The following is a 21,806-nucleotide window of genomic DNA, read 5'->3' as shown; positions in this document are numbered from 1 at the left end:
TCCTCGTCGTCACGAGAAGCACTTCTGCTGCACGGCAGAGATGCCGAGGAGCTCGGCGCCGAGCGCTGCCGCAGCCCCTCCGAGCGCCTGGATCTTCTCCCACTTGAAGGAGGCGCCCCAGAACAACTGCACCGCTTTGGAAACGCCGCCGAGACTGTTGATGAGCCGCTTGATCTTGAGGATCTTGGCAGCGGGGATGGCGGTCGAAGCGATCAACCAAGCGATGGCTCCGGCGCAACCGAGGACGTCCGCGCGGCTACCGGTCAGCAGTTCAGGGTGGTTCTCGCGGAGCCATTCGTGCGTTGCTGCATCCCCTGCGGTGAGGATGGAGTCCGGGATCTGCTCGATGAGGGTGAGGCCTCGCTGGAGGTCGGCCGCCTGGTGGTCGAGGCTCCTCGTAGTGGCGATCGATCCGAGCGGCATGTCCTGCTCCGTGGCATGCGCCGGAGGAGCGGTGAGTACGGTCGCGCACATTCCTGCCGCGACAGCCAACGTGATGGAGAGCTTGATGGAGTTCTTGTTGGTGAACGACGTCACGATCCTACCTTTCGTCCCCGGCGCCCCTCGCCGAGCTGGGACCAGCGTGCCCGGCCCTTGCCAGAAGAGCAAACGTGATATACCGGACACCTGTTAGCAGTGGCTCGAGCGATCGCGGCACGGGCTTCAACCGGCGGTGCCTCAGCCCCTGACCTGCGGTGCACCGTCAGTGTTCCAGCGGAACAACACCAGGTGCCAGAGGCCCGGGCGCTTCCTCGACGGATCGATCAGGCCGTCGGCGCCGAGTGCCACCAGGCGGTCTCGGACCTGCCACGAGGCCGGGACGCCACCGTCTGCGACGACCTGTTGCCACGGAGCGGTCGCGTCCTCGAGGTCGACCACGGCTTCGGAACGAGCGGCCCGGTCGCGGAGGTCGACGATCCGGGACGCCACCACGCCCACTTCGACGATCATCGGCTCCGTGGCGCGCTTGTCCGGATGCGCCACCAGTGCGGCCTCCACACCCTCGACCGACGAGCTGAGGTACAGCGTGGGCTCGTCAGCACGTGAGTACCGGCCTGCGGACCGTGACCCTGCGATGGCGGATGCGCGGAAGCGCGGGTCCACCGCGCGGAAGAAGGTGCCGCGCACCTCCGGTGCGAAGATGTCTCGGTCGTCGCTCACGAAAGCATCCTGGTGCGGCTCACGCCGGCGGCGTCGCTCCCGCGCCCTCGGTGTCGTCAGCGCCCGCCGGACCGGTACCGGCCTGGTCGAGGTTCTCGTGCGGGTCGCCCATGTCGCCGGTCGCCTTGCCTGCCGGGGACAGCCCGAAGTGCTTGCGGACGGCATTCGCCTGGGTGTCGGTCACGGTGTTCCCGGCTCCTGGGGACGGGGCATCCTTGATCGCGCTCTTCGAGTAGCCGACGTGCAGGTCGTTGCCGTCGAACGTGGCGTCCTCGACCGGGACGAGCACGGTGTGACCCCCGAGGAGTCCCGTTGCGACGCTGATGAACGCGGCACTGCCGTCCTCGGCGGAGGGGAAGACCTGCGCGACCTTGCCGACGGATGCGCCGTTGCGGTCCTTGACAGGAGCGTTCTCGATCTCGTGGATCTTCGCCTTGGTGATCATGTGCGTAGTCAACGCCCTGTGCCTGATGCTCCGCGGGTCTGTCACTCGCCGTTCCGCTGGAGCTCCTCTGCATTGCCAGCGGTGCAGACGGAGACGGCGTCGAGGCTGTACCCGCGTTCGTCGGCGAGGAAGTCGATGCTCGTGGCCGGGCCGCCCGTTCCCCGGACGCCCTGCGTCGGGTCGGTGCCTCCGCTCTCGTGGCGTTCGGTCGTGAGGCCCTTGTCCTTCCACAGCCGTTCGACCGTGGCGACGTCGTCGGCGGGATCTCCTGCACGCTGTTCGCGCATCTCCGTCAAGAAGTAGGCGGCACCACGTGCACCGTTGTCGCGCATGCAGCCTTGGACCGCCGGACCGCTCGCGACCGACCAAGTGTCGCCGACTGCACCGGCGGTGTCGTCGACGATCGTGACGACGGCGTCCTTCGCCTGGTCGGGGGGCTACTCGTTCTCCGAGGAGGGCCCTCCGGAGCACCCCATCAGTGCGAGCGCCGCAGCAGCGACGGACACCGCGGAGCCGGTGATCCTGTCGGCCTGCAGGCGACGTGCCGTCGTCATGTCCGCCCTGATCCTCACGCCTCGACACTAGCGAGACGGGCGGAACGACGGAGTCCGAGGCGGTCGGAGTGCTCGATCTCTGGGCGATCGCAGCCGCCTTGTCCGTGTTCGGCATCCTGTTCGTCATCGGCTCCGCCGCGACGCAGTCGCTCCTGTCGAGGATCGTGCCGCTGACGCGGTGAGCTACCTCCTCGCTGCTGTTCTCGTCACCCGCGTCCGACTCGACGAGCACACATCGGCGCAGCGTGCACGTCCGCGGTTGCGCCGCAAGAGGACCGCCTGCCGAGGATCTCTGTTCCGCCCGAGCGGTACCAGAAAGGCGGCGAGGACCCCGCACGGTTGCTGCGCAATGTGTGGAATACCCGCGCTAGCGTGCTGCTTCCCGGTGAGGTCGGGGTTCCGACTGGGGTGGGCCTGAGGGGGACATCATGGGGAAGATCGAGTTCGATGCGGCTGCAGCGAGCGCCGTCATCCGGGCGGCCACGTCGGCGGAAGACGAGCTCCGCGCTCAGTCAGGGACCCGCCGGTCTGCGGTCGAGGAGGCAGCGGCTGATTTTGCCGGTGTCTACGCCGACCGGTTCACCGAGTCTGCTTCGGCCGAGTCAGCTGACCGGGGCAAGCTGGCGTCCGTGCTGAACGACCTTGTCGGGCAGATACGCGAAGCCGAGTCCGCTGCGCAGGCCGAACAGGAACGCTTGGACGCCCTCGAAGCTTGGAACGACGCCGAACGTGAGCGCCAGCGCGTCGCAGCGATGTCCTTGCTCGATACCACCACCACCCTTCCCCCAGCCGCCATCCGTGCGCCGAAACCGTCGGAGGTCGCCATCCGACCACCGACGATCCACGCGGCCTTCGCACCCCGGGAACGCACGCGCTCCGGGGGCGGCACAGGAAACGGTCGTAGCTCGGCCGACCCAGCGCGACTGCGAGAATTCAGCACCGTCAGCCGGGCCAAGGACGCGGCCGCCGAGGGAAAGGCAGCAACACTTGCCAGCGCTTGGGAGGCATTCACCGTCTCGTGCTCCTGGGTGCAGATCGACGGGTGCACATTCGTGACTGGATTCGATCGGTTCCTCGTGGAGAACCGGGCCGATGCCGCATGGATCGACCGCATCGCTGATGCGTTCGAACAAGCCGGTAGCGGCGGATCGCTGGCGAACGCCAGGATCGACAAGGTGATCGACGACGAGCTCGTCCGCGGTGTCCAGCGCCTCTTCGCCGATGGGATGAGCCCGACCGAGGTCGCGGCGATGTGGTCGGACCTCGGGCTCACCCGGGAAGACGCAGCGGAGCTCGCGCTCCTCCCGACTTCGGTGCTGACTGCTCTGGGAAACCTTGAAGGGGCTCCGTACTGGGCACGCGGCGCCGCGAACGTCGCCGTTCTCGACCGCCGCATCGCATCCGCCAAGCAGTTCCTCGACGACATCGGTCGCCCAGATCGCGTCTACAGTGCGGAGGCGCGGGAGGACGCGGCAGACCTCTCCGCACTCGAATCAATCAAGTCTTCTCTCAACCCCAACGGTCGCAACGGAACCAGAACGCTCACGATGCTCAGCACAGACCACCCGCCCCTGGCGGCGGTGTCCATCGGAGATCTCGACGAGGCGACCAACGTCACGTGGGCGGTACCGGGGATGGGATCGAGCACGGGCAGTATGACCGACTGGACGAGCGCCGCTCAGAACGTCTACGGCGAGCAGGCGAAGGCGACCCCATCCGGCCGTGGTTCCACGAACGCCATCGTCGCCTGGATGGGATACGAAGCACCGCCGGTCCCTCCGGCGAGCTTCACCGTCTTCGGCAGCAACTACGCGAAGGCCGGCGGCGAGAAGCTGGCTGCCTCGATCAAGGGACTTGATGCGACGAGGGCCGGAGGAATGCCGACGGTCAACGTCCTCGGGCACTCATACGGCACGACGACAGCGTCCTACGCACTCACAACGGAGGGCGTGCACGTGGATTCGTTCACTGCCATCGCGTCGGCCGGGATTCCGGACAGCATCCACGGAGCGGACGACATCCACGCCGATAGGGTGTACGCCGGACAAGCGGAAGTGGCGAAGCCGATCATCGAGCACTGGGGTGGCGACGAGTGGGCGGCGGTCGGTCGGGGCCTCAGCTCCGATCACCACCAGGATCCGACTGCGCCGGAGTTCGGTGCGACCAGCTTCGGCGCCGACGGGGCGCCAGGCCTCAAGCCAGTTCGCGACCACGGCGTACACACATGGTACGGCGGCGGCTATCTGGACAAGGACACGCAGTCGCTACAAAACGTTGCATACGCAACCACGGGCCAACCTGAACGGTTGACGAAGTGATTCCCCCGATGTCGCAGAAGCGAACTGATGCGGAAGGAACTCTCGAATGAGGTCAAGTAGGCGGCAGACCGTCTCCGTCGTCAGGTCGGTCGGGGCAGTGCTGCTCGCCGTCACCGTTCTCACTGGTTGCACCGAAAGGTCTGGCATGAACACGAAAGAAGCAAAGCAGTCCATCGTGACGTTCGTCGAGGGATCGACCGACGTGGTGGGGGACGGCTGGGAGATCGGTGAGGGCCCCGGGCTCGGGAAGTGTGGTGTCGGCCTGGGACAAGGGGGCGTGCAGTACGTCTACGCCAAGGTTCGCCCAGCGAGCGCTGACCCGAAGGCCGACGTCGAGGCGGTGGAGCGGCACTGGAAGGAGCTCGGGGTCACAACGGAGCGGTACCAGACCGGCGGCGAGGACCCCATCCTCGGCGTTCGAGGCAGGGGTGGCCCGGTGAAGTCGTCCGACTTCCGCGCGGATCCCCGCGGGTACACGATCGACGGCAGCTCGCTTTGCGTCCCGGGTGACTTCGACAAGATGAGCCTCGAAGGCCAGGAATGACGACAGCGACCTGATCGCCCGATCGACCCGCGCCTCCAAGCCGGACCGAGCTGGGCACCTGACGGACGGCTCGCCCCGTTGCAGAGGCGAGGCTACCTGCGGAGCGGGGGCTACCGCCTTACCGGCACGGCGACGTTCGCGAGCTCGGCGCGCACAAAGCCGTTCCCGTGTTGGAGCGATCCCGTCCGGCAACGCTGACCACTCGACCAGGGCCGCCCATCGAGTGATCGGACCGACGCCGAGGTTGCAAGCCGCTCTGGCCGCTGTACATGGCGAATCCGGGGCTCATGGACGGCGGCGACGCGCTCGCCTCAACGGCGACTTGCTTCCTCCTCCTCACGCGGTGCTACTCCGCCTTCACCGTTCGTCGAATCCGTTCCGAGCCCGTCGGGGTGATCGCGAGCGTGTGCAACAACACCGGACTCCTCCTGCTCGTGACGCAGGTCGTGGTCGTGTACCTCATGGCGGGCCTGTACAAGGTCCAGGGTCAGCTGTGGCAGGACGGAACCGCGCTGTACTACATCCTGAGCGTTCCGGAGTTCTTCCTGCCCGGCGTGACGCCGTTCGTCCTGCAATCGGATTGGGTTCTCGTCATCGGCGCGTACGCGACCGTGCTCGCATCGGTGTTCTTCCCAGTGCTCGTGCTCTTCCGCCAAGGAAGACCGTTGGCTGTTGCGGTGATGCTGACGTTCCATCTGGCGATTGCAGTGCTGATGGGGCTCACATCATTCGCGCTCGTCATGGCGGCGTACGACCTTCTCTTCGTGAACCATCACGTGGTGCGCTTGCACCGCCGGGCGGCCCTGCTACGCCGCGCATTGGCCGGCTGTCGAGAGGAAACAGTTGATGAGAGACCTGTTGAGAGTACGGCGACACTGGCGGGCGAGCATCGGCGACGAGTGGGGCTGGCGTTCTGTGCGTCCCGCCAGCGGGCCGTACGCAAGGGCTGCTCTGGTCGAGTGGGGAAGTATCACCAAGGGACTCGTGGGGACCGCTGCGACGATGGTGCTTCCGCTTGACCGCGAGGTCCGTCAGTTCGCGCCCCGGTTCCCGGGGGCTGACTTCACCGTCCAAGACCTGATTGAGCACACCTCGGGACTCCCTCGCCTGCACGTCGGTATGGGACTGGTGCCGTTCCGCGATCCGTACCTTCCGACGATCGGAGCCCCTCTGGATCCGGACAGCGTCGTTCGCAGCGGAGACCGCGGACAGTTTGCGTACTCGAACCTCGGCTACGCCCTGCTCGGTGAGTTACTCGACGACGTCGACGGCAACTGGTTCCGAACGGTACGGAAGCAGGTCCTCGAGCCAGCGGGCATCACCACGGCCACGACAGCTCCACTGGAGACAGCCAGAGTCGTGCCGCGGAGGCTTGGTCGGCCCGTCGAGCCGTGGACGATGACCGGGTCGCCCTATGCAGCTGCAGGGGGCGTCTGGTCGACGTTCGAGGACCTGTGCCGATATGCGGACTGGGCTCTGGGAGACCTGGACGACCCGGCGCGGACGGTTGCTTGGCAACAACGGGATGCGACGATCTGGATCAACGGACAGGTACGTGCTGCAGGTGCTGCCATCGTGTCTGCGGGTGGCGTGACGGCGGTCGTACATGCCTTGGCGCAGCGGCTCTTCACTCCGGACCGCATCGCCTCAGCCGTCATCGAACGGGAGCTCGCAGGGCGTGGCGAGCGACGTCGATGAGATGAGCCGCGGCGGTCAGGAGGTGACCAACTCGAGCTGGCTGGCGGCCAGCCCCGCGCCGACGCGCAGGTGCCCACACATGTGACCGACCCGCCAGGAGCGACCCCTGCCTCCAGGCCGGATCGGGACCAGCGCAGGCGGGGACACGGCGGTCGGCTCGCCCCGTTGTTGGGGCGAGCCGTCCTGCGGAGCAGGGGACTACCGCGCTGCCGGCACCGCGACGCTCGCGAGCTCGGCTCGCACGATGTCCGCACCCGCGGACAGCGCACCGAGCTTCTGCAGGGCCGCCCCGCGCGCCAGCGGCGCCATGCCGCAGTTCGTGCTCGGGATGAGCTTGTCGGCGTCGACGTGGTCGAGGGCGCGGCGGAGGACTGCGGCGACCTCCTCGGGCGTCTCGACCTGCTCGGTGGCGACGTCGATCGCGCCGAGCATGACCTTCTTGCCGCGGATGAGCTCGACGAGTTCGAGCGGGACGTGTGAGTGGATGCACTCGAGGGAGACGATGTCGATCGAGGACTGCTGCAGGAGCGGGAAGGACTGCTCGTACTGCCGCCACTCGGCGCCGAGGGTCTCCTTCCACCGGTTGTTCGCCTCGATGCCGTAGCCGTAGCAGATGTGCACGGCGGTCTCGGCGCGCAGGCCCTCGGCGGCGCGCTCGAGTGCGGCGACGCCCCAGTCCTGCACCTCGTCGTGGAAGACGGTGAACGCGGGCTCGTCGAACTGGATGACGTCGACGCCGGCCTCCTGGAGCTCGAGTGCCTCCTGGTTGAGGATCGTCGCGAACTCCCACGCCAACTTCTCGCGGCTCTTGTAGTGCTGGTCGGAGAGCGTGTCGATCATGGTCATCGGGCCGGGGAGCGCCCACTTGATCGGGCGGTCGGTCTGGGCCCGGAGGAACCTCGCGTCCTCGACGAACACCGGCTCCGGGCGGCTCACCGCGCCGACGACCGTGGGCACGGCGGCGTCGTAGCGGTCGCGGATGCGCACGGTCTCCTTGCGCTCCTGGTCGATGCCGTCGAGGTGCTCGATGAAGGTGGTGACGAAGTGCTGCCGGGTCTGCTCGCCGTCGCTGACGATGTCGATGCCGTTGCGCTCCTGCTCGTGGACGGCGGAGCGGAGCGCGTCCTGCTTGCCCTCGACGAGGGCGTCACCCTCGAGCAGCCAGGGGGACCAGAGTCGCTCGGGCTCGGCGAGCCAGGAGGGCTTCGGCAGGCTGCCGACGATCGCGGTGGGGAGGAGCGTGCTCATGCGCGTGGGGGTCCAGTCGGTCAGTGGGTGAGGGCAGCGGGGGCGGCGGGAAGAGCCTGGTCGGCGTGTGCGGTCTGCTCAGCGAGCCAGCGGTCGAGGAAGTCGCGGTGCGGTGTGACGAGGTGCTCCTCGGTCCACCGGCCCTGCGTGACGCCGAGGCGGCTGCGTTCCTCGCGGTCGTAGGCGATGCCGGTCGACGTCCAGTCGTCGTGCTCGAGTGTCGGGCGGAACGTGCTCGGCGCGACCTCGTTCGCGTTGTAGATCTCCGGCCGGTAGATCTTCTGGAACGTCTCCATGGTGGCGATCGTGCCGATGAGCTGCAGGTCCGAGTAGTCGGTCAGGACGTCGCCGCGCGAGTAGAAGGCGAGCGGTGCCTTGGACCCCGGCGGCATGCAGTACCGGACCTGCATGCGCATGCGACCGAAGTAGTCGTCGGTGAGCGACGAGTGCTCGTGCTCGTACTCCGCACCGAGGACCGGGTGGACGACGCCCGTCTGCCGGTAGGTCTGGCTCGTCGAGACGCTGATGCAGACGACCGGCTCCGCGTCGAACTCCGACCGGAACGCGTCCGATCGCAGGAAGTGCTGGAAGAGCTGCCCGTGCAGCAGCCCGAAGTCGGCGGGGAGCGAGGATGCGGACGGCAGGCGGACGGCGAAGTCGTGGTCCCGCAGGTACGACGAGAAGTTGTTGCCGACGATGCCCTGGTGGCGCTCGCCGGAGTGCTGGTCGACGATCGTGACGTCGAGCACCTCGATCAAGGGGAAGCGCTCGACCTGTCCGCCGTCCTCGAACTGCATCGTCACCGACACGATGTCGAGCTCGACGCGGTAGCGATCCGCGTCCGGGTGACCGGCCAGGTCGTTGCAGCGCCCGTCGATGAGCGCGAGCGCGTCGCGGAGGTTCTGCTGCCGGTGCTCCCCGCGGGCCAGGTTCGCGAAGTTCGTCGTCAGGCGCGAGCTCTCGGCCGGCGAGTAGTCCTCGTCGAAGCGTGTCCTGCTGATGCTGAAGGTGATGTCGTTCGCCATGGTCCGCAGTCCGGTCGTCGAGCGCCCGCGGGCACTGTGGGATGAGTCCTCCGATCATGGCGGGAGGCGCGGGTCATCAGGTAATACCGAGACGCTATGCGGTCGCATAGCCTGTTCCTATGGCTCGCGTTGCGAACGACATCACCCTGCAGCAGCTGCGGTACTTCATCGAGGTCGCCTCCGAAGGATCGATCAGCGCGGCCGCAGACCTGCTCTACATCTCGCAGCCGACCATGTCGGCCGCGATGAAGGACCTGGAGGCTCGCATCGGCCGGCCGCTCTTCACCCGGTCCGCACGTGGGGTCGTGCTCACCGTCGACGGCGTCGAGTTCCTCGGGTACGCCCGCCAGGTCGTCGAGCAGGTGTCGTTGCTCGAGCAGCGGTACGTCGGGCGCCAGGCGTCGCGCCGGCTGCTCGGGGTGTCGGCCCAGCACTACTCCTTCGCGGTCGAGGCCTTCGTGCGGATGGTCGAGGGTGCCGACGCCGACCAGTACGAGTTCTCGCTGCGCGAGACCCGCACGTGGGACATCATCGAGGACGTCCGGACGCTGCGGAGCGAGCTCGGCATCCTCTACCGCAACGACTTCAACCGGCAGGTCCTCGGCAAGCTCATGCGGGACGCCGGGGTCGTGTTCACGCCGCTGTTCGTCGCACAGCCGCACGTCTTCGTCGCCCGGCGGAACCCGTTGGCGTCGCAGGAGCGGGCGACGCTCGACGACCTCGCCGAGCTGCCGCGGTTGACGTTCGACCAGGGCGCGAACAACTCCTTCTACCTGGCCGAGGAGATCCTGTCGACGATGTCGAGCAAGCGGGAGATCCGGGTGTCGGACCGGGCGACGATCTTCAACCTCATGATCGGGCTCGGCGGGTACACGATCTCGACCGGGCTCATCAGCGACGACCTCGACCCGGAGATCGTCGCCATCCCGCTCGACGTCGACGAGCGCATCGAGATCGGGTGGATCGCGCACTCCTCGGTGCCCCTGACGGAGCAGGCGCAGACGTACCTGGAGGAGTTGCGGGCGGTCGTCGTCAGCTACGGGGTCGAGCTGCTCGGGCCGCACTGATCCGTCGAGGATCTCCGCCGCTCGTCACTCGCCGTTGCGCTGCATCTCGACGGCGTCCCCGTCAGCACACTCGGACGTTGCTGAGACCGTGTACCGACGGGTGTCCGCCAGGAAGCTGATGGACGTGGTCGGGCCTCCTGCGCCGCGGAGACCGAGGATCGGGTCGTCGCCCCCGCTCTCGTACGGCTGCGTGGTGATCCCGGTTTCCTCCCACAGCTTCTCGACGACGGCGATGTCCGCTTCGGGTTCACCGGTCGGCTTCGCGAGAGCCGTGATGTACCTGTAGGCAGCGCCGTCGCTGCCGTCGCTCTTGCTGCACTGTTCGACCGAGGGCCCGCTGGAGACCTCCCAGTCGCCCTCGAGTGAGGAGGCAGTCCGGTCGACGATGTCCTGCACGGACTGCCGGGCCTCGGCAGTGCTCACGGCCCCGTTGCTCTCCGAGTCCACGCGGCTTCCTCCACTGCAACCGGTGATGACGACGATCGCTGTCGCCGCAGTGACGACGGCGATCACCGCACGGACGTGTTCCCTCACCGTCCGCATCGGTCAGGGATCCGCTCCGAGGACGATCCCGAGGACGATCCCGAGGCCGGCCTCGAGAGGTGGTACGCGGTCATCTCGACTCCTTGTCCCGTGGCGGCGTGAGCGACGACACGACGCCATCCTGCGCCTCGTCGCACCGAGCGAGCCGGGAGCCGAGTACGGGGCGGCCACGTCCCGTCCGCCGCGTGACGATCCCGGTGCACGGATGCCGCGGTTCGTGCACCGGGATCGTCACGGACGTGGACCCGATCTCGGTCTCGGGCACGGAGCGGCTGACGGCTGCGGACCGCGGTGCCGCCGGACGGGAGGCGCGGGGCGCGCGCACCACGCGCCTCCGGGCCGGCGCTGGGCGCGATCGCACGTCCGCCCGCAGCCCGTCACAGGACGCTGCGGTCGCGCCGTCAGCGGATGCCGCTCCCGCGCAGCGGAGCGGGGTCCGGCGCCTGGTCCGCCTGGACGGCGAACTGGGTCCGGTGCAGCTCCTCGTACCGGCCGCCCGCGGCGAGGAGTTCCTCGTGCGTGCCGCGCTCGACGACGGAGCCGTCCTCGATGACCAGGATGAGGTCCGCGCTCCGGATGGTAGACAGCCGGTGCGCGATGACCATCGCCGTGCGACCGTCGAGCGCCTCGCTCAGGGCGGCCTGCACGGCGGCCTCGGACGTCGAGTCGAGCGCGGCGGTCGCCTCGTCGAGGATCACGACGCGGGGCTGCGCGAGCAGGAGCCGGGCGATCGTCATGCGCTGGCGCTCGCCGCCGGACAGTCGGTAGCCCCGCTCGCCGACCATGGTGTCGAGCTGGTCGGGCAGCGACCGGATCAGCGGCTCGAGGCGTGCGCGTCGCACGGCGTCCCACACCTCGTCGTCGGTGGCCTCGGGGCGGGCGAGGCGCAGGTTGGCGCCGATGGTCTCGTGGAACAGGTGCCCGTCCTGGGTGACCATGCCCATCGTGTGCCGCAACGACGCGAAGGTGACGTCGCGGACGTCCGTGCCGGCGAGTCGGACGGCGCCGCTGTCGACGTCGTACAGGCGGGAGAGCAGCTGCGCGATCGTGGACTTGCCCGCGCCGGAGGACCCGACCAGGGCGACGGTCTGCCCGGGCTCGATCCGGAACGAGACGCCGTGCAGGACCTCGTCACCGCCGCGGGTGTCGAGCGTGGAGACCTCCTCCAGCGAGGCCAGCGAGACCTTGTCGGCGGACGGGTAGGCGAAGCGGACGTCGTCGAACTCGACCGCGACGGGACCGTCGGGCAGGGTGACGGCGTCGGGCTTCTCCTGGATGAGCGGCCGGAGGTCGAGCACCTCGAAGACGCGCTCGAAGCTCACGACGGCGCTCATGATCTCGACGCGGGCGTTCGCCAGGCTCGTGAGCGGTGCGTAGAGGCGGGTGAGCAGGAGTGCGAGGGTGACGACGTCGCCCGTGTTCAGCTGGCCACCGAGGGCGAGCGTGCCGCCGAGCCCGTACACGAGTGCGAGCGCGAGCGCCGAGACGAGCATGAGCGCGGTGACGAAGACGAACTGCAGCATCGCGGTGCGGACGCCGATGTCCCGCACGCGGGCGGCGCGGACGCGGAACTCCTCGGCCTCTTCGTCGGGGCGTCCGAACAGCTTGACGAGCGTCGCGCCGGGCGCGGAGAACCGCTCGGTCATCTGCGTGCTCATCGCGGAGTTGTGGTCGGCGGCCTCGCGGCGGAGTGCGGCGAGGCGGCTGCCCATCCGGCGTGCGGGGACGAGGAACACCGGGAGCATGACGACGGCGATGACCGTCACCAGCCACGAGGTGCTGAGCATGACGACGAGGGTCAGCACGAGTGCCACGGAGTTCGTGACGACGCCGGAGAGCGTCCCGCTGAAGGCCTGCTGCGCGCCGATGACGTCGTTGTTGAGCCGGCTGACCAGGGCGCCGGTGCGGGTGCGGGTGAAGAACGCGATCGGCATCTTCTGCACGTGGTTGAACACCGCGGTGCGGAGGTCGAGGATGACGCCCTCGCCGATCCGCGCGGAGTACCAGCGGGTCAGCAGCGACGACGCGGCGTCGGCGACGGCCACGAGCGCGATGACCAGGGCCAACCAGACGATCGTCGACACGGCGCCGCGGGCGGCGATGACGTCGACGACCTGGCCGGCGAGCACCGGCGTCGCGACCGCGAGGAACGCCCCCACGACGGACAGCGCGATGAACACCACGAGCTGCACCTTGTAGGGCACGGCGAACGTCATGATCCGTCGGAGCGACTCGCGGGAGAAGCCCCGCCCGGCGTCCTTCGCGGACGAGATCTTGTACAGCGAGCTCCAGGCAGCGCCTTCCATGCTCATGCAGCCAGGATACGTCGGGACCACCGACGCCCCGCGCCCCGGTCTGCGACGATCGGAGCATGCCCTCCGACGACCGGCCCCTCGAGCGCCTCGGCTTCCTGACCATCGGCTCGTTCGACCCCGTGCGCCCGGCCGACGGCCACGAGGAGACGCTCCGCGTGATCGAGCGAGCCGAGGCCCTCGGTTTCGACAGTGCCTGGCTCCGGCACCGCCACCTGCAGCACGGCATCTCGTCGCCCGTGGCGATCACTGCCGCAGCCTCGCAGCGCACCTCGCGGATCGCCCTCGGCACCGCGGTCACCCCGATCGGCGCCGAGAACCCGTTCCGCCTCGCCGAGGACCTCGGCACGGTGGACGTGCTGCTCGGCGGTCGGCTGCAGCCCGGCTTCTCCGTGGGGACGCCCATGCACTACGACCTCTACCGTGACGCGATCCACCCGGACACCGCCGAGCACGAGGACCTCGGCAACGACCGACTCCTGCGCTTCCGGGACCTCGTGCGTGGCGACCCCGTCACGGCGACCGTGGAGCGCCGGGGGATCGAGGAGTTCGCCACGACCGTCCAACCGCAGAGCCCGGGTCTCGCCGACCGGATCTGGTACGGCACCGGCAGCACGCGGTCCGCGGTGTGGGCGGCCGAGCACGGCTTCCACCTGCTCACCTCGAGCGTGACCCGGAGCGAGGTCGGCACGGACTTCGCCGCGAACCAGCGCGCGCAGGTCGACGCCTACCTCGACGCGCACCCGGACCCTGCTGCGGCGCGGGTCTCGCAGGGCCTCGTGGTCATCCCGACCGACTCGGCGACGCCGGAGCAGGTCGAGCGCTACCGGGCGTACGCCGGGTCCCGGGCCGGTCGGGTCGGGGTGCCGCAGGGGCCGGGGAAGCTGCTGTTCGCCGCCGACCTGGTCGGGAGCTCGGCCGAGATCGCCGATCGACTCCGCGCCGACGCCGGGTACCAGGTGGCGACGGAGGTGGCCTTCGCGCTGCCGTTCTCGTTCGCACCCGACGACTACGCGCAGATCATCGAGGACATGGCCGGTCGGCTCGGCCCCGAGCTCGGCTGGACCCCGGCCACGAGCGCCAGGTGACCGCCAGTCCGGAGTGGCAGGTTGGACGGGTGCACACCACCATCGACTCCGCGACCGAGGTCGTCTCCGGCATCCGTTTCCCCGAGGGCAACCGCTGGCACGACGGCCGGCTCTGGTACTCCGACATGCACACGGGCGAGGTCTTCTCGGTCGACCCCGGTGCGGCGGACGCGCGACCGCGCCTCGAGACGACCATCGACGGCCAGTCGTCCGGCCTCGGGTGGCTCGCCGACGGCCGGCTGATCGTCAGTGCCATGAACGCCCGGACGATCCAGGTCGTGCGTCCCGACGGCTCGAACGAGCCGTTCGCCGACCTGTCGTCGACCGAACCGTCGCTCCTCAACGACCTGGTCGTCGACGAGGCGACCGGCCGGACGTACGTCGGCGCGTTCGGCTACGACCTGTACGGCGGTGAAGAACTCCGCCCGGGACCGCTCTACGTCGTCGACCAGGACGGCTCCGCCCGGCTCGCCGCCGACGGCCTGGTGTTCCCGAACAGCGCGAACGTGCTCCCCGGCACGCGGACCCTGGTGGTCAGCGAGACCTGGGGTGGTCGACTGACCGCGTTCGACATCGAGCCGGACGGGTCGCTCACCGGCCGCCGCGAGTGGGCGACGCTGCCCGAGGGCGTCACGCCGGACGGCAGCACGGTCGATGCCGAGGGCGCGATCTGGGTCTGCTCGGTGGACACGGGGGAGTTCCTCCGCGTCGTCGAGGGCGGCGAGGTCACCGACCGCGTCGACGCCCCCGGCCTGTGCGCGATCGACTGCGCGCTCGGCGGCGAGGACGGTCGCACCCTCTACCTCGCCACCGCCGACAGCTACGACCCGGACACCACGGCGCGCACGCGCGCCGGGCGGATCAGCGCCGTCCGCGTCACCGTCCCCGGACCGTGACCGCACGACCGACCTGAGCAGTCGACGGCGGGGCGCAGCTGACGGACGGGAGGCGCGGTGCGGGCCGGCAGCGTGCCTCCCGTCCGACGGCTCCCGCGTGGTCAGGGCATGGTGAGTCGGGCGCGCAACCGTGCGCGCAGGTCGTCGTCGGCACCGACGGCGGCGAACGCCGCGTCGACGTCGGCGGCGACGTCCTCGACGATCGGTGTGACGGTGGCGAGCCACTCGGTCACCTGGTCGGCATCCCAGGTCGCCTGGCGGTCACCCGGAGCGTGGGTCCCGGTGCCGGCCATCGCGCGGACGGAAGCCGCGTGGTCCTCGGCGACGGCCGTCGGCGGGACGCCGGCGTTCGCGAGCAGCAGCGTGCTGATCATGCCCGTCCGGTCGCGCCCCGCACTGCAGTGCACGAGCACCCCGGACGGCGCGTCCGCGATCGCCCGCAGCGCACCGAGCACCAGGTCGGGCAGGATCCGCCAGTTGTGCCGCCAGTACTCGGGGGAGTCGAGGATCGGGAAGCACACCTCGCGGAACTCCGGGTCGTCCTGGTCCTCGGTCGGGGCCGCGACGACGGTGATGTCGGTGAGGGCGTCCGGAGCGACGAGGGGATCGCCCTCGCGACGCCCCACCTCGTCGGCGCACCGCAGGTCGACCACCGACCGGAGCCCCCACACGCGTGCGTCCTGCCACCCCCGGTCCGTGAGCAGTTCGCGGCGCGGACCGCGTGCGATCCGGCCGAGTTGCGTCGCACCGGTCGGGGACGACGGGGTGGGGAGCCCGCCGAGGTCCCGCACGTTCCGGTAGCCGTCCCAGTCGAGTCCACGCACCCTCCCACCGTACGACGGGTCCTGTCCGTTCGGCGCGCGCCCCCGGACGGGGGGAAACCGAGAGCAGGCTGCATGTCTACCGTGAAAGGCAACCGAGCGTGACACGAGTCACGTCCCCGACCGGAACCACGACCCGGTCCTCGCACACAAGGAGAGACCACATGTCCAGCGCAGCAACCCCCCGTACCGGTTCGACCCTCGTCCAGAAGGGCGCACTGCTCTTCGGGATCGTCTTCCTCATCGTCGGCATCGCCGGCTTCATCCCCGGACTCACGATGGACATGGGCACGCTGTCCTTCGCGGGCAACAGCTCGATGGCCATGCTCCTCGGCCTGTTCCAGGTGTCGGTGCTCCACAACATCGTGCACCTGCTGTTCGGCATCGTCGGCCTGCTCGCCGCCCGTTCGGCCGCGGGCTCGCGCTCGTACCTGCTCGTCGGCGGCATCGTCTACGCCGTGCTGTTCGTCTTCGGCCTCTTCGTCGCCGGCATGGCCGGGGCTGCGAACTTCGTCCCGCTGAACAGCGCCGACAACGTCCTGCACGCCTTCCTCGCCGTCGCGATGATCGTCCTCGGCGTGCTCCTGCCCCGCGCCGGACGCACCACCCGCTGACACCCAGCCCAGCGCAGACAGGAGCGCGTCGGTCCTCGGACCGGCGCGCTCCTGTCGTCCGTGGGCCACGGGCGTGCGCCGGGACGGACGGGAGGCTCGTGGTCGACCCGCACCGTGCCTCCCGTCCGCCGGGTCGCGCGGTCCGCACCGGCGGTGCCAGGATGCCGTCAGCACCGGTCGCGGACCGGGCGGATCGGTGAGGGAGACGGGCATGGCCGAGGTGTTCAGCGACGCGGAGCGAGCCGCGATGCAGCAGGCAGCAGCGGAACGGAAGGCGACGCGCGGGCTGAAGGGCGCCGCGAAGCGCGAGGCCGAGCGCGAGGCGTGCACGGCCGCGATCGAGGCACTCGAGGGCTTCGACCAGGTCCTGGCCGCGCGCTACCACGTGCTCGTGACCGAGGTCGCTCCGGAGCTCGATCCGAAGACCTGGTACGGGTTCCCGTCGTACGCGCGGGACGGCAAGGTCGTCACCTTCGTGCAGCCGGCCTCGAAGTTCGGTGCGCGCTACGCGACCGTCGGGTTCCAGGAGGACGCCACGCTCGACGACGGCGCGATGTGGGCGACCTCGTTCGCCGTCGTCGAGTGGACCGACGAGGTCGAGCAGCGGCTCCGGGAGCTCGTGCGCCGGGCGGCCGGCTGACCCCGCGACACCCCCCGGCCCCGTCGGGCGCTACTCGTACCGGAGCGCGGTCACCGGGGCCGCCCGCACGGCTCGTGCCGCCGGGCCGAGCGCAGCGGCGAGCCCGGTGCCCGCAGCGCCGACCACCACGACGACCACGAGCCAGAGCGGCACGACGGGCGCGATGAGTTCCGCACCCTTCGTCGCGCCGAGCAGGGTGTACGCCCCGGCCCAGCCGTACGCGGTGCCGAGCAGCCCGCCGAGCACGACCGCGACCGCGACCGTGATCGCCGTCTCCGCGAGGACGAGCGCGCGGACCTGCTGCCGCGTCGCGCCCACCACCCGGAGCAGTCCGAGCTCACGTCCCCGCTGCGCGGTCGTCAGGGCCGTGACGGCGACGACCCCGGCGGCCGCGATGACCCCCGCGGCACCGACGAGGCCGGTGAACATGACCGCGAGCTGGTCGAACTGCTCCTGGATGCCGCGGTAGTACTCGGGGTCGTCCGCGGCCTGGCCCTGGAGCATGCTGGCGTAGGTCGAGAACCCGACGGCGAACGTGGCCATGAGCGTCACCGCGATGAGCAGCCCCACCGTCGCGCGGGCGGTGCGCTTCGGCGCCCGGAGCGAGTTCCGTGCGGCCATCGCCGGCACGACCGACCGGGCGGACGCGGCGGCCGCGATCCGCAGGACGGCGGGGAGCAGCACCGGGGCGGCGACCACGACGCCCGTGAACGACAGGGCACCGCAGGCCACCGCGAGCAGCAGGGAGTCGACGCTCGTCGCGCCGAGCACCACGGCGACGCCGAGCCCCGCCGTGCCGAGCAGGGAGAGCGTGCTCGCGGTCACCGTGCGGCCGACGGAACGGGTCGTGCCGGGAGCGGCCTCGACGCCGGCCTCGAGCGCGCGGAGCGGGGAGATGGTGAGGACGGCGCGGGAGCCGATGCGGAACGCGACCGTCGTGATGACCGCGACCAGGAGCCCGATCGGGACCAGGGACGGCGGGGCGACGACGCCGAGCGACGGGAGCACGTCCGCGGCCGCGGTGACGGCGAGCGCGGCGTCCGCGACGACCGCGCCGAGGACGGTGCCGACGGCGGCGCCGACGATCCCGCAGGTCGCCCCGGTCCGGGTGACCTGCCAGCGGAGCTGCTGACCGGTGGCACCGAGGACACGTTGCAGTCCGAGCGAGCGGGTGCGGCCGGCGATGACGGTCGCGCAGGTGTTGGACGCGACCACGGCGCTGACGTACAGGGCGATCCCGATGAAGACCCCCGCCACGACAGGCAGGATCGCGGCCACCGTTGCGCTCGACCCGGTGCGTTCGCCGAGCTCGACGATCCGGTGCGCGGCCTCGGCGCCGGTGACGACGAGGGCGCCGAGGCCGGCGGAGAGGGCCGCGACGGCGACCGTGGCGCGGTGCTCGCCGAACGGACGGGCGCGCCGCGTCCTCGTGCGTCGGTGGCGGCCGCGGGGACGGGGCACGTCAGGACCCGCCGTCGCCCGGGTTCGGCGTCCAGGCGACCCAGCGGTCACCCGTCGACGTCATCGACCACGGGCCGCACCGCAGCACCGAGGTGGCCTTGTACACGTCCGGCGCACCGTCGACGTCCATCGTCGGCGCGGACTGCCGGGGCGTCGTGCTGCAGGCGTCGTCGGTGACACCGTCGGTGCTCGTGAAGACCAGCGTGGTCGGGGTCGTGTCGGAGCCCTTCCCGCCGGTGCCTGCGACCGAGGTGATGTCGCTGGCGTCCGAGGGCAGCCAGTCGGGTGCGGAGTCGAGGTCGGCGCGGGTCGAGGCCTCGGAGGTCACCCGGTCGTGGGCGAGGTCGCCGAGGGCCGAGCAGCCGGTGAGCGTCAGGGCGCCGAGGGCGAGCACGCCGACGGCGAGGGGAGCGGTGATCGTGGAGCGGGGCATGTCGAGCCTTTCGTGTCTGGGACGATCACAGCGCACCGCGGCCCACGGCGGGATCGGCACAGCGGAGGACCGACGTGCTCCTCCGGGATGACATCCGGTGCCGCGCCTACTCGACCATCGCCCGCAGGTCGGCGTACGGATCGCCGTCGTGCACGTGCGCCGACGGCGGCTCCGGCCAGTGCGTCGTGCCGTCGTCCGGCCAGCAGGGCACCACGTGGAAGTGCAGGTGCGGCACGCTCTGCCCGGCGTCGGTGCCGGAGGCCTGCAGGAGGACGGTCCCGGTCGCGCCGAGGGCACCCCGCAGCGCGAGGCCGACCCGTCGCGCCAGCGCCGTGCAGGCTGCGAGCGAGGTGGGGTCGGCGCTGAGCAGGTCCGCGGTGTGGGCGACCGGGACGACCAGCGTGTGCCCGGGCGCCAGCGCCGATGCCGGGAGCGGGGCGAAGGCGACGGCGTGCTCCTCGCGTTCGACCCAGGTGACCGGTTCCCCGCCGGCGATGATGCTGCAGAACGTGCACGACTCCATCGCTCCAGTCTGGTCGACGCCGACCAGGGGGAGTGAGGTCGTCCTCGCGGAGGACGCGACCGACACGGGGTGCGTCCTAGCGTGGGACCTCCGACGACGAAGGAGGACGACGTGTTCGAGAACCTCGCTGGTGCCCACGTGCTGGTGCTCGTGCTGCTGCTGACCCTGGACGTGCTGGCGCTGGTGCAGGTCTGGCGCGACCGACGCCGGAGCGACGCGGTGAAGATCGTCTGGACGCTCGTCATCGTCCTGGTGCCGGTCGTCGGCGTGCTCGGTTGGGCGGTCAACTGGCTCCTGGGGAGGGCGGCGGACGGCCTGCAGCGCACGGGGCGCTGACCCTCCGGCCCCACCGGCCCGTCCGGGGCGTCTGCTGCGTCCGAGGTGTCCGAGGTGTTCGAGGTGTCCGAGGTGTCCGAGGTGTTCGCGGTGTCCTCGGCGTCCGCGGGTCGGATCGGGGGACAAGAACCGCACAGCCTGCGGATCGCCCCGAGGGTCCGGCCTAGCGTGGCATCGTCATGGCAGCCGAACACCGCAGACCCGTCGAGCCCGATGCGGCTCCCACCGTCGCGCACCACACCGCGCACCACGCCGCGAGCGCCGAGCAGCCCTCGGGGCCGCAGGCCGAGCAACACCCCGAGCAGCACTCCGACCAGCAGCAGCCGACCGGCGGACGACCGGCGCAGCAGCAGGACGACGCCCCGGACCCGAACCGGTGGAAGGCACTCGTCATCTGCCTGCTCGGCGGCGGCATCGTCCTGCTCGACGTGTCGATCGTCAACGTCGCACTCCAGTCCATCTCGAGCGGCCTGAGCGGCGCGACCCCCGAGGCCGTCCAGTGGATCCTGTCCGGGTACGCCCTGGCGTTCGGACTGCTGCTCGTGCCCGGTGGCCGGCTCGGTGACGCCGTCGGCCGTCGCCGCATGTTCGTCGTCGGTGTCGCACTCTTCACGGTGGCGAGCGCGCTCTGCGGCTTCGCCCCGAACGGGTTCGTGCTCGTGGTCGCCCGCCTGGTGCAGGGCCTGGCCGGCGGTCTGCTCACCCCGCAGGTCACCGCGCTCATCCAGCAGCTGTTCCGCGGCAAGGAGCGCGGCACCGCCTTCGGCCTGTTCGGCGCGACCGTCGGCATCGCCACCGCGATCGGTCCGCTCGTGGGCGGCCTGCTCATCACGGCGTTCGGCACCGAGAACGGGTGGCGCTTCGTCTTCTTCGTGAACCTGCCCGTCGGGCTCGTCACGATCCTGCTCGCCTTCCGCTACCTGCCCACCACGCCGAAGGCGGAGCGCGGCCAGAAGCACGACTTCGACCCGGTCGGGATCGTCCTGCTCGGCGCCGCGGTCGTCGCGCTGCTGCTGCCCTTCGTGCAGTCGGAGCAGTGGAAGAGCAACGCCAAGTGGTGGCTCGTCGTCGCCGCGGTGGTGTTCGCGGTGCTGTTCGTGCTCTGGGAGCGCCGCTACGGCCGGGACCACGAGCCCGTGGTCGACCTGCGGCTGTTCCGCCGTCGGTCGTTCTCGCTCGGGGTCGGTCTCGCCACCGTCTACTTCGCCGGGTTCACCCCGCTGTTCTTCGTCCTGACCCTGGCGCTGCAGTCGGGCCTGCAGTACTCCGCGCTGCTCGCGGGTGTCGCCTCGGTGCCGTTCGCCATCGGCTCGGGCATCGCGTCGACCGTCGGCGGCCGGATCGTGCACCGCTTCGGTCGGCAGCTCATCGTGGTCGGCACCGTGCTGGTGCTCATCGGCCTCGGCGCGGTCATCTGGGTCGTCGCGGAACACTACGGCCCGGACCTCGGCTGGTGGCTCGTGCTGCCGCTGCTGGTCGCCGGCATCGGGTCGGGCCTGACCATCTCGCCGAACCAGACGCTCACGCTCTCCGAGGTACCGGTCCAGCAGGGCGGTTCCGCCGGCGGCCTGATCCAGGTCGGAGCCCGCGTCGGCTCGGCGATCGGCATCGCCGCGGTCGGCAGCGTGTTCTACTCGTCGCTCGCGAGCACGAAGGGCGACTACTCGCAGGGGCTCCCGCTCGGCCTCGGGGTCTCCCTGGTCTTCGTCGCGGCGGCGCTCGTCGCCGGGATCGTCGACGTCGTGGTGGGGAAGGTCCGCGGGACGGAGGCGTCCGTCTGAACGGGCGCGACCGTTGCGCGGCGACCAGCTGACGGACGGGGGGGGGGGGGGGGGGGGGGGGGCGCCCGGCCCCCCCCGCGGGGGGCCCGCCCCCCGGGGGGCGGGGGGGGGGGGGGGGGACCGCCCGCGGGGGGGTTCCGGGGAGGGGGGGGTGGGGGGGCGGCGGGTCCCCGTCCCTCCCCCCCGGCGCGCCGGGGCCCCGGCCCCGCCGCCGGGCCGGGGGGGGGGGCGCCCCCCGCCCCCCCCCCCCCCCCGTCCGTAGTCTCCGGAGCAATCCTCGCGGTTGGCTTGTCTTCCG

At 70.6% G+C, this 21,806-nt stretch carries 24 protein-coding genes; 12 read left to right on the top strand and 12 right to left on the bottom strand.

Annotated features, from left to right (window positions below; translation table 11 throughout):
• Positions 1 to 9 precede the first annotated feature (9 nt).
• From ACIP6W_RS15160 to ACIP6W_RS15145, 4 genes are all read right to left on the bottom strand, one after another.
• On the bottom strand, positions 10 to 537 hold the full coding sequence (locus tag ACIP6W_RS15160) for a hypothetical protein (RefSeq protein WP_251155712.1): 528 nt from the start codon (positions 535 to 537) through the stop codon (positions 10 to 12).
• 141 nt (positions 538 to 678) lie between these two features.
• Positions 679 to 1,161, bottom strand: coding sequence for an RES domain-containing protein (locus ACIP6W_RS15155; protein ID WP_251155713.1), 483 nt, complete (start codon positions 1,159 to 1,161; stop codon positions 679 to 681).
• A 19-nt stretch (positions 1,162 to 1,180) separates the two neighbouring features.
• Complete coding sequence (locus ACIP6W_RS15150) at positions 1,181 to 1,606, bottom strand: PRC-barrel domain-containing protein (RefSeq protein ID WP_400430273.1); 426 nt, start codon at positions 1,604 to 1,606, stop codon at positions 1,181 to 1,183.
• Between the two features lie 41 nt (positions 1,607 to 1,647).
• On the bottom strand, positions 1,648 to 1,938 hold the full coding sequence (locus ACIP6W_RS15145; RefSeq protein ID WP_400430271.1) for a hypothetical protein: 291 nt from the start codon (positions 1,936 to 1,938) through the stop codon (positions 1,648 to 1,650).
• On the opposite strand from ACIP6W_RS15145, the gene ACIP6W_RS15140 reads away from it, so the two are divergent.
• The 5 genes from ACIP6W_RS15140 to ACIP6W_RS15120 all read left to right on the top strand — a co-directional run bounded on the left by ACIP6W_RS15140 (position 1,937) and on the right by ACIP6W_RS15120 (position 6,720).
• Positions 1,937 to 2,191 carry a hypothetical protein gene (locus tag ACIP6W_RS15140; RefSeq protein WP_400430269.1) on the top strand — a complete coding sequence of 85 codons (255 nt, stop codon included), beginning with the start codon at positions 1,937 to 1,939 and terminating at the stop codon, positions 2,189 to 2,191. The genes ACIP6W_RS15145 and ACIP6W_RS15140 overlap by 2 nt on opposite strands.
• Before the next feature lie 397 nt (positions 2,192 to 2,588).
• Positions 2,589 to 4,478, top strand: coding sequence for an alpha/beta hydrolase (locus ACIP6W_RS15135; protein ID WP_400430267.1), 1,890 nt, complete (start codon positions 2,589 to 2,591; stop codon positions 4,476 to 4,478).
• 145 nt (positions 4,479 to 4,623) lie between these two features.
• Complete coding sequence (locus ACIP6W_RS15130; RefSeq protein WP_400430265.1) at positions 4,624 to 5,022, top strand: hypothetical protein; 399 nt, start codon at positions 4,624 to 4,626, stop codon at positions 5,020 to 5,022.
• Between the two features lie 287 nt (positions 5,023 to 5,309).
• Positions 5,310 to 6,041, top strand: a complete 732-nt coding sequence (locus tag ACIP6W_RS15125) for an HTTM domain-containing protein (RefSeq protein WP_400430263.1) — start codon at positions 5,310 to 5,312, stop codon at positions 6,039 to 6,041.
• Positions 5,938 to 6,720 (top strand): serine hydrolase domain-containing protein, encoded by a 783-nt coding sequence (locus tag ACIP6W_RS15120; protein ID WP_400430261.1) that lies wholly within the window; start codon positions 5,938 to 5,940, stop codon positions 6,718 to 6,720. Before ACIP6W_RS15125 ends, ACIP6W_RS15120 begins: the two co-directional genes overlap by 104 nt.
• A 198-nt stretch (positions 6,721 to 6,918) precedes the next feature.
• Here ACIP6W_RS15120 and ACIP6W_RS15115 read toward each other — a convergent pair whose 3' ends face one another.
• Both ACIP6W_RS15115 and ACIP6W_RS15110 read right to left on the bottom strand, forming a co-directional pair.
• Entirely contained in the window at positions 6,919 to 7,968 is a 1,050-nt protein-coding gene (locus tag ACIP6W_RS15115) for a methionine synthase (RefSeq protein WP_400430260.1), read from the bottom strand.
• Between the two features lie 20 nt (positions 7,969 to 7,988).
• Complete coding sequence (locus tag ACIP6W_RS15110) at positions 7,989 to 8,993, bottom strand: putative oxygenase MesX (protein WP_271826333.1); 1,005 nt, start codon at positions 8,991 to 8,993, stop codon at positions 7,989 to 7,991.
• Positions 8,994 to 9,112: 119 nt separating this feature from the next.
• Between ACIP6W_RS15110 and ACIP6W_RS15105 the strand changes: the two genes are divergently transcribed.
• Positions 9,113 to 10,060, top strand: coding sequence for a LysR family transcriptional regulator (locus tag ACIP6W_RS15105; protein WP_400430258.1), 948 nt, complete (start codon positions 9,113 to 9,115; stop codon positions 10,058 to 10,060).
• A gap of 24 nt (positions 10,061 to 10,084) precedes the next feature.
• On the opposite strand, the gene ACIP6W_RS15100 is transcribed toward ACIP6W_RS15105, so the two are convergent.
• Both ACIP6W_RS15100 and ACIP6W_RS15095 read right to left on the bottom strand, forming a co-directional pair.
• A complete protein-coding gene (locus ACIP6W_RS15100) occupies positions 10,085 to 10,573 on the bottom strand; it encodes a hypothetical protein (RefSeq protein WP_400430256.1) in 489 nt (162 codons plus the stop codon).
• Positions 10,574 to 11,004: 431 nt separating this feature from the next.
• Positions 11,005 to 12,915 carry an ABC transporter ATP-binding protein gene (locus tag ACIP6W_RS15095; protein WP_066656205.1) on the bottom strand — a complete coding sequence of 637 codons (1,911 nt, stop codon included), beginning with the start codon at positions 12,913 to 12,915 and terminating at the stop codon, positions 11,005 to 11,007.
• 59 nt (positions 12,916 to 12,974) lie between these two features.
• Here ACIP6W_RS15095 and ACIP6W_RS15090 point away from each other — a divergent pair, with 59 nt between their 5' ends.
• Together ACIP6W_RS15090 and ACIP6W_RS15085 are read left to right on the top strand one after the other, a co-directional pair.
• The gene (locus ACIP6W_RS15090; RefSeq protein WP_400430254.1) at positions 12,975 to 14,003 is read left to right on the top strand and encodes an LLM class flavin-dependent oxidoreductase; all 1,029 of its coding nucleotides are present in this window, start codon (positions 12,975 to 12,977) and stop codon (positions 14,001 to 14,003) included.
• 29 nt (positions 14,004 to 14,032) lie between these two features.
• Entirely contained in the window at positions 14,033 to 14,899 is an 867-nt protein-coding gene (locus ACIP6W_RS15085; protein WP_400430252.1) for an SMP-30/gluconolactonase/LRE family protein, read from the top strand.
• A 101-nt stretch (positions 14,900 to 15,000) separates the two neighbouring features.
• On the opposite strand, the gene ACIP6W_RS15080 is transcribed toward ACIP6W_RS15085, so the two are convergent.
• Complete coding sequence (locus ACIP6W_RS15080) at positions 15,001 to 15,723, bottom strand: tyrosine-protein phosphatase (RefSeq protein ID WP_400430250.1); 723 nt, start codon at positions 15,721 to 15,723, stop codon at positions 15,001 to 15,003.
• A 161-nt stretch (positions 15,724 to 15,884) separates the two neighbouring features.
• On the opposite strand from ACIP6W_RS15080, the gene ACIP6W_RS15075 reads away from it, so the two are divergent.
• Entirely contained in the window at positions 15,885 to 16,334 is a 450-nt protein-coding gene (locus ACIP6W_RS15075; protein ID WP_400430246.1) for a DUF4383 domain-containing protein, read from the top strand.
• 211 nt (positions 16,335 to 16,545) lie between these two features.
• Positions 16,546 to 16,974, top strand: coding sequence for a hypothetical protein (locus ACIP6W_RS15070; RefSeq protein ID WP_066656185.1), 429 nt, complete (start codon positions 16,546 to 16,548; stop codon positions 16,972 to 16,974).
• Between the two features lie 30 nt (positions 16,975 to 17,004).
• Here ACIP6W_RS15070 and ACIP6W_RS15065 read toward each other — a convergent pair whose 3' ends face one another.
• The 3 genes from ACIP6W_RS15065 to ACIP6W_RS15055 form a co-directional block, all read right to left on the bottom strand.
• Positions 17,005 to 18,435 (bottom strand): FtsX-like permease family protein, encoded by a 1,431-nt coding sequence (locus ACIP6W_RS15065; protein WP_400430244.1) that lies wholly within the window; start codon positions 18,433 to 18,435, stop codon positions 17,005 to 17,007.
• Position 18,436: 1 nt separating this feature from the next.
• Entirely contained in the window at positions 18,437 to 18,868 is a 432-nt protein-coding gene (locus ACIP6W_RS15060; RefSeq protein WP_251155735.1) for a hypothetical protein, read from the bottom strand.
• Between the two features lie 106 nt (positions 18,869 to 18,974).
• Complete coding sequence (locus ACIP6W_RS15055; RefSeq protein WP_400430241.1) at positions 18,975 to 19,391, bottom strand: HIT family protein; 417 nt, start codon at positions 19,389 to 19,391, stop codon at positions 18,975 to 18,977.
• A 111-nt stretch (positions 19,392 to 19,502) separates the two neighbouring features.
• Here ACIP6W_RS15055 and ACIP6W_RS15050 point away from each other — a divergent pair, with 111 nt between their 5' ends.
• On the top strand, positions 19,503 to 19,727 hold the full coding sequence (locus ACIP6W_RS15050; RefSeq protein ID WP_066658679.1) for a PLDc N-terminal domain-containing protein: 225 nt from the start codon (positions 19,503 to 19,505) through the stop codon (positions 19,725 to 19,727).
• Between the two features lie 179 nt (positions 19,728 to 19,906).
• Positions 19,907 to 21,508 (top strand): MFS transporter, encoded by a 1,602-nt coding sequence (locus ACIP6W_RS15045; protein WP_400430239.1) that lies wholly within the window; start codon positions 19,907 to 19,909, stop codon positions 21,506 to 21,508.
• Positions 21,509 to 21,806 lie beyond the last annotated feature (298 nt).

The sequence above is a fragment of the Curtobacterium sp. NPDC088465 genome, from assembly GCF_044753165.1.
GTDB lineage: Bacteria > Actinomycetota > Actinomycetes > Actinomycetales > Microbacteriaceae > Curtobacterium.
This window is presented reverse-complemented; position numbering and strand designations above follow the sequence as displayed.

Excerpts from the sequence above, each read along its gene's own strand:
- ACIP6W_RS15150 (WP_400430273.1), bottom strand. The coding sequence starts at position 1,606 with ATGATCACCAAGGCGAAGATCCACGAGATCGAGAACGCTCCTGTCAAG.
- ACIP6W_RS15140 (WP_400430269.1), top strand. The coding sequence starts at position 1,937 with ATGCAGCCTTGGACCGCCGGACCGCTCGCGACCGACCAAGTGTCGCCG.
- ACIP6W_RS15145 (WP_400430271.1), bottom strand. The coding sequence starts at position 1,938 with ATGCGCGACAACGGTGCACGTGGTGCCGCCTACTTCTTGACGGAGATG.
- ACIP6W_RS15135 (WP_400430267.1), top strand. The coding sequence starts at position 2,589 with ATGGGGAAGATCGAGTTCGATGCGGCTGCAGCGAGCGCCGTCATCCGG.
- ACIP6W_RS15130 (WP_400430265.1), top strand. The coding sequence starts at position 4,624 with ATGAACACGAAAGAAGCAAAGCAGTCCATCGTGACGTTCGTCGAGGGA.
- ACIP6W_RS15125 (WP_400430263.1), top strand. The coding sequence starts at position 5,310 with ATGGACGGCGGCGACGCGCTCGCCTCAACGGCGACTTGCTTCCTCCTC.
- ACIP6W_RS15115 (WP_400430260.1), bottom strand. The coding sequence starts at position 7,968 with ATGAGCACGCTCCTCCCCACCGCGATCGTCGGCAGCCTGCCGAAGCCC.
- ACIP6W_RS15110 (WP_271826333.1), bottom strand. The coding sequence starts at position 8,993 with ATGGCGAACGACATCACCTTCAGCATCAGCAGGACACGCTTCGACGAG.
- ACIP6W_RS15105 (WP_400430258.1), top strand. The coding sequence starts at position 9,113 with ATGGCTCGCGTTGCGAACGACATCACCCTGCAGCAGCTGCGGTACTTC.
- ACIP6W_RS15095 (WP_066656205.1), bottom strand. The coding sequence starts at position 12,915 with ATGAGCATGGAAGGCGCTGCCTGGAGCTCGCTGTACAAGATCTCGTCC.
- ACIP6W_RS15090 (WP_400430254.1), top strand. The coding sequence starts at position 12,975 with ATGCCCTCCGACGACCGGCCCCTCGAGCGCCTCGGCTTCCTGACCATC.
- ACIP6W_RS15075 (WP_400430246.1), top strand. The coding sequence starts at position 15,885 with ATGTCCAGCGCAGCAACCCCCCGTACCGGTTCGACCCTCGTCCAGAAG.
- ACIP6W_RS15070 (WP_066656185.1), top strand. The coding sequence starts at position 16,546 with ATGGCCGAGGTGTTCAGCGACGCGGAGCGAGCCGCGATGCAGCAGGCA.
- ACIP6W_RS15060 (WP_251155735.1), bottom strand. The coding sequence starts at position 18,868 with ATGCCCCGCTCCACGATCACCGCTCCCCTCGCCGTCGGCGTGCTCGCC.
- ACIP6W_RS15055 (WP_400430241.1), bottom strand. The coding sequence starts at position 19,391 with ATGGAGTCGTGCACGTTCTGCAGCATCATCGCCGGCGGGGAACCGGTC.
- ACIP6W_RS15045 (WP_400430239.1), top strand. The coding sequence starts at position 19,907 with ATGGCAGCCGAACACCGCAGACCCGTCGAGCCCGATGCGGCTCCCACC.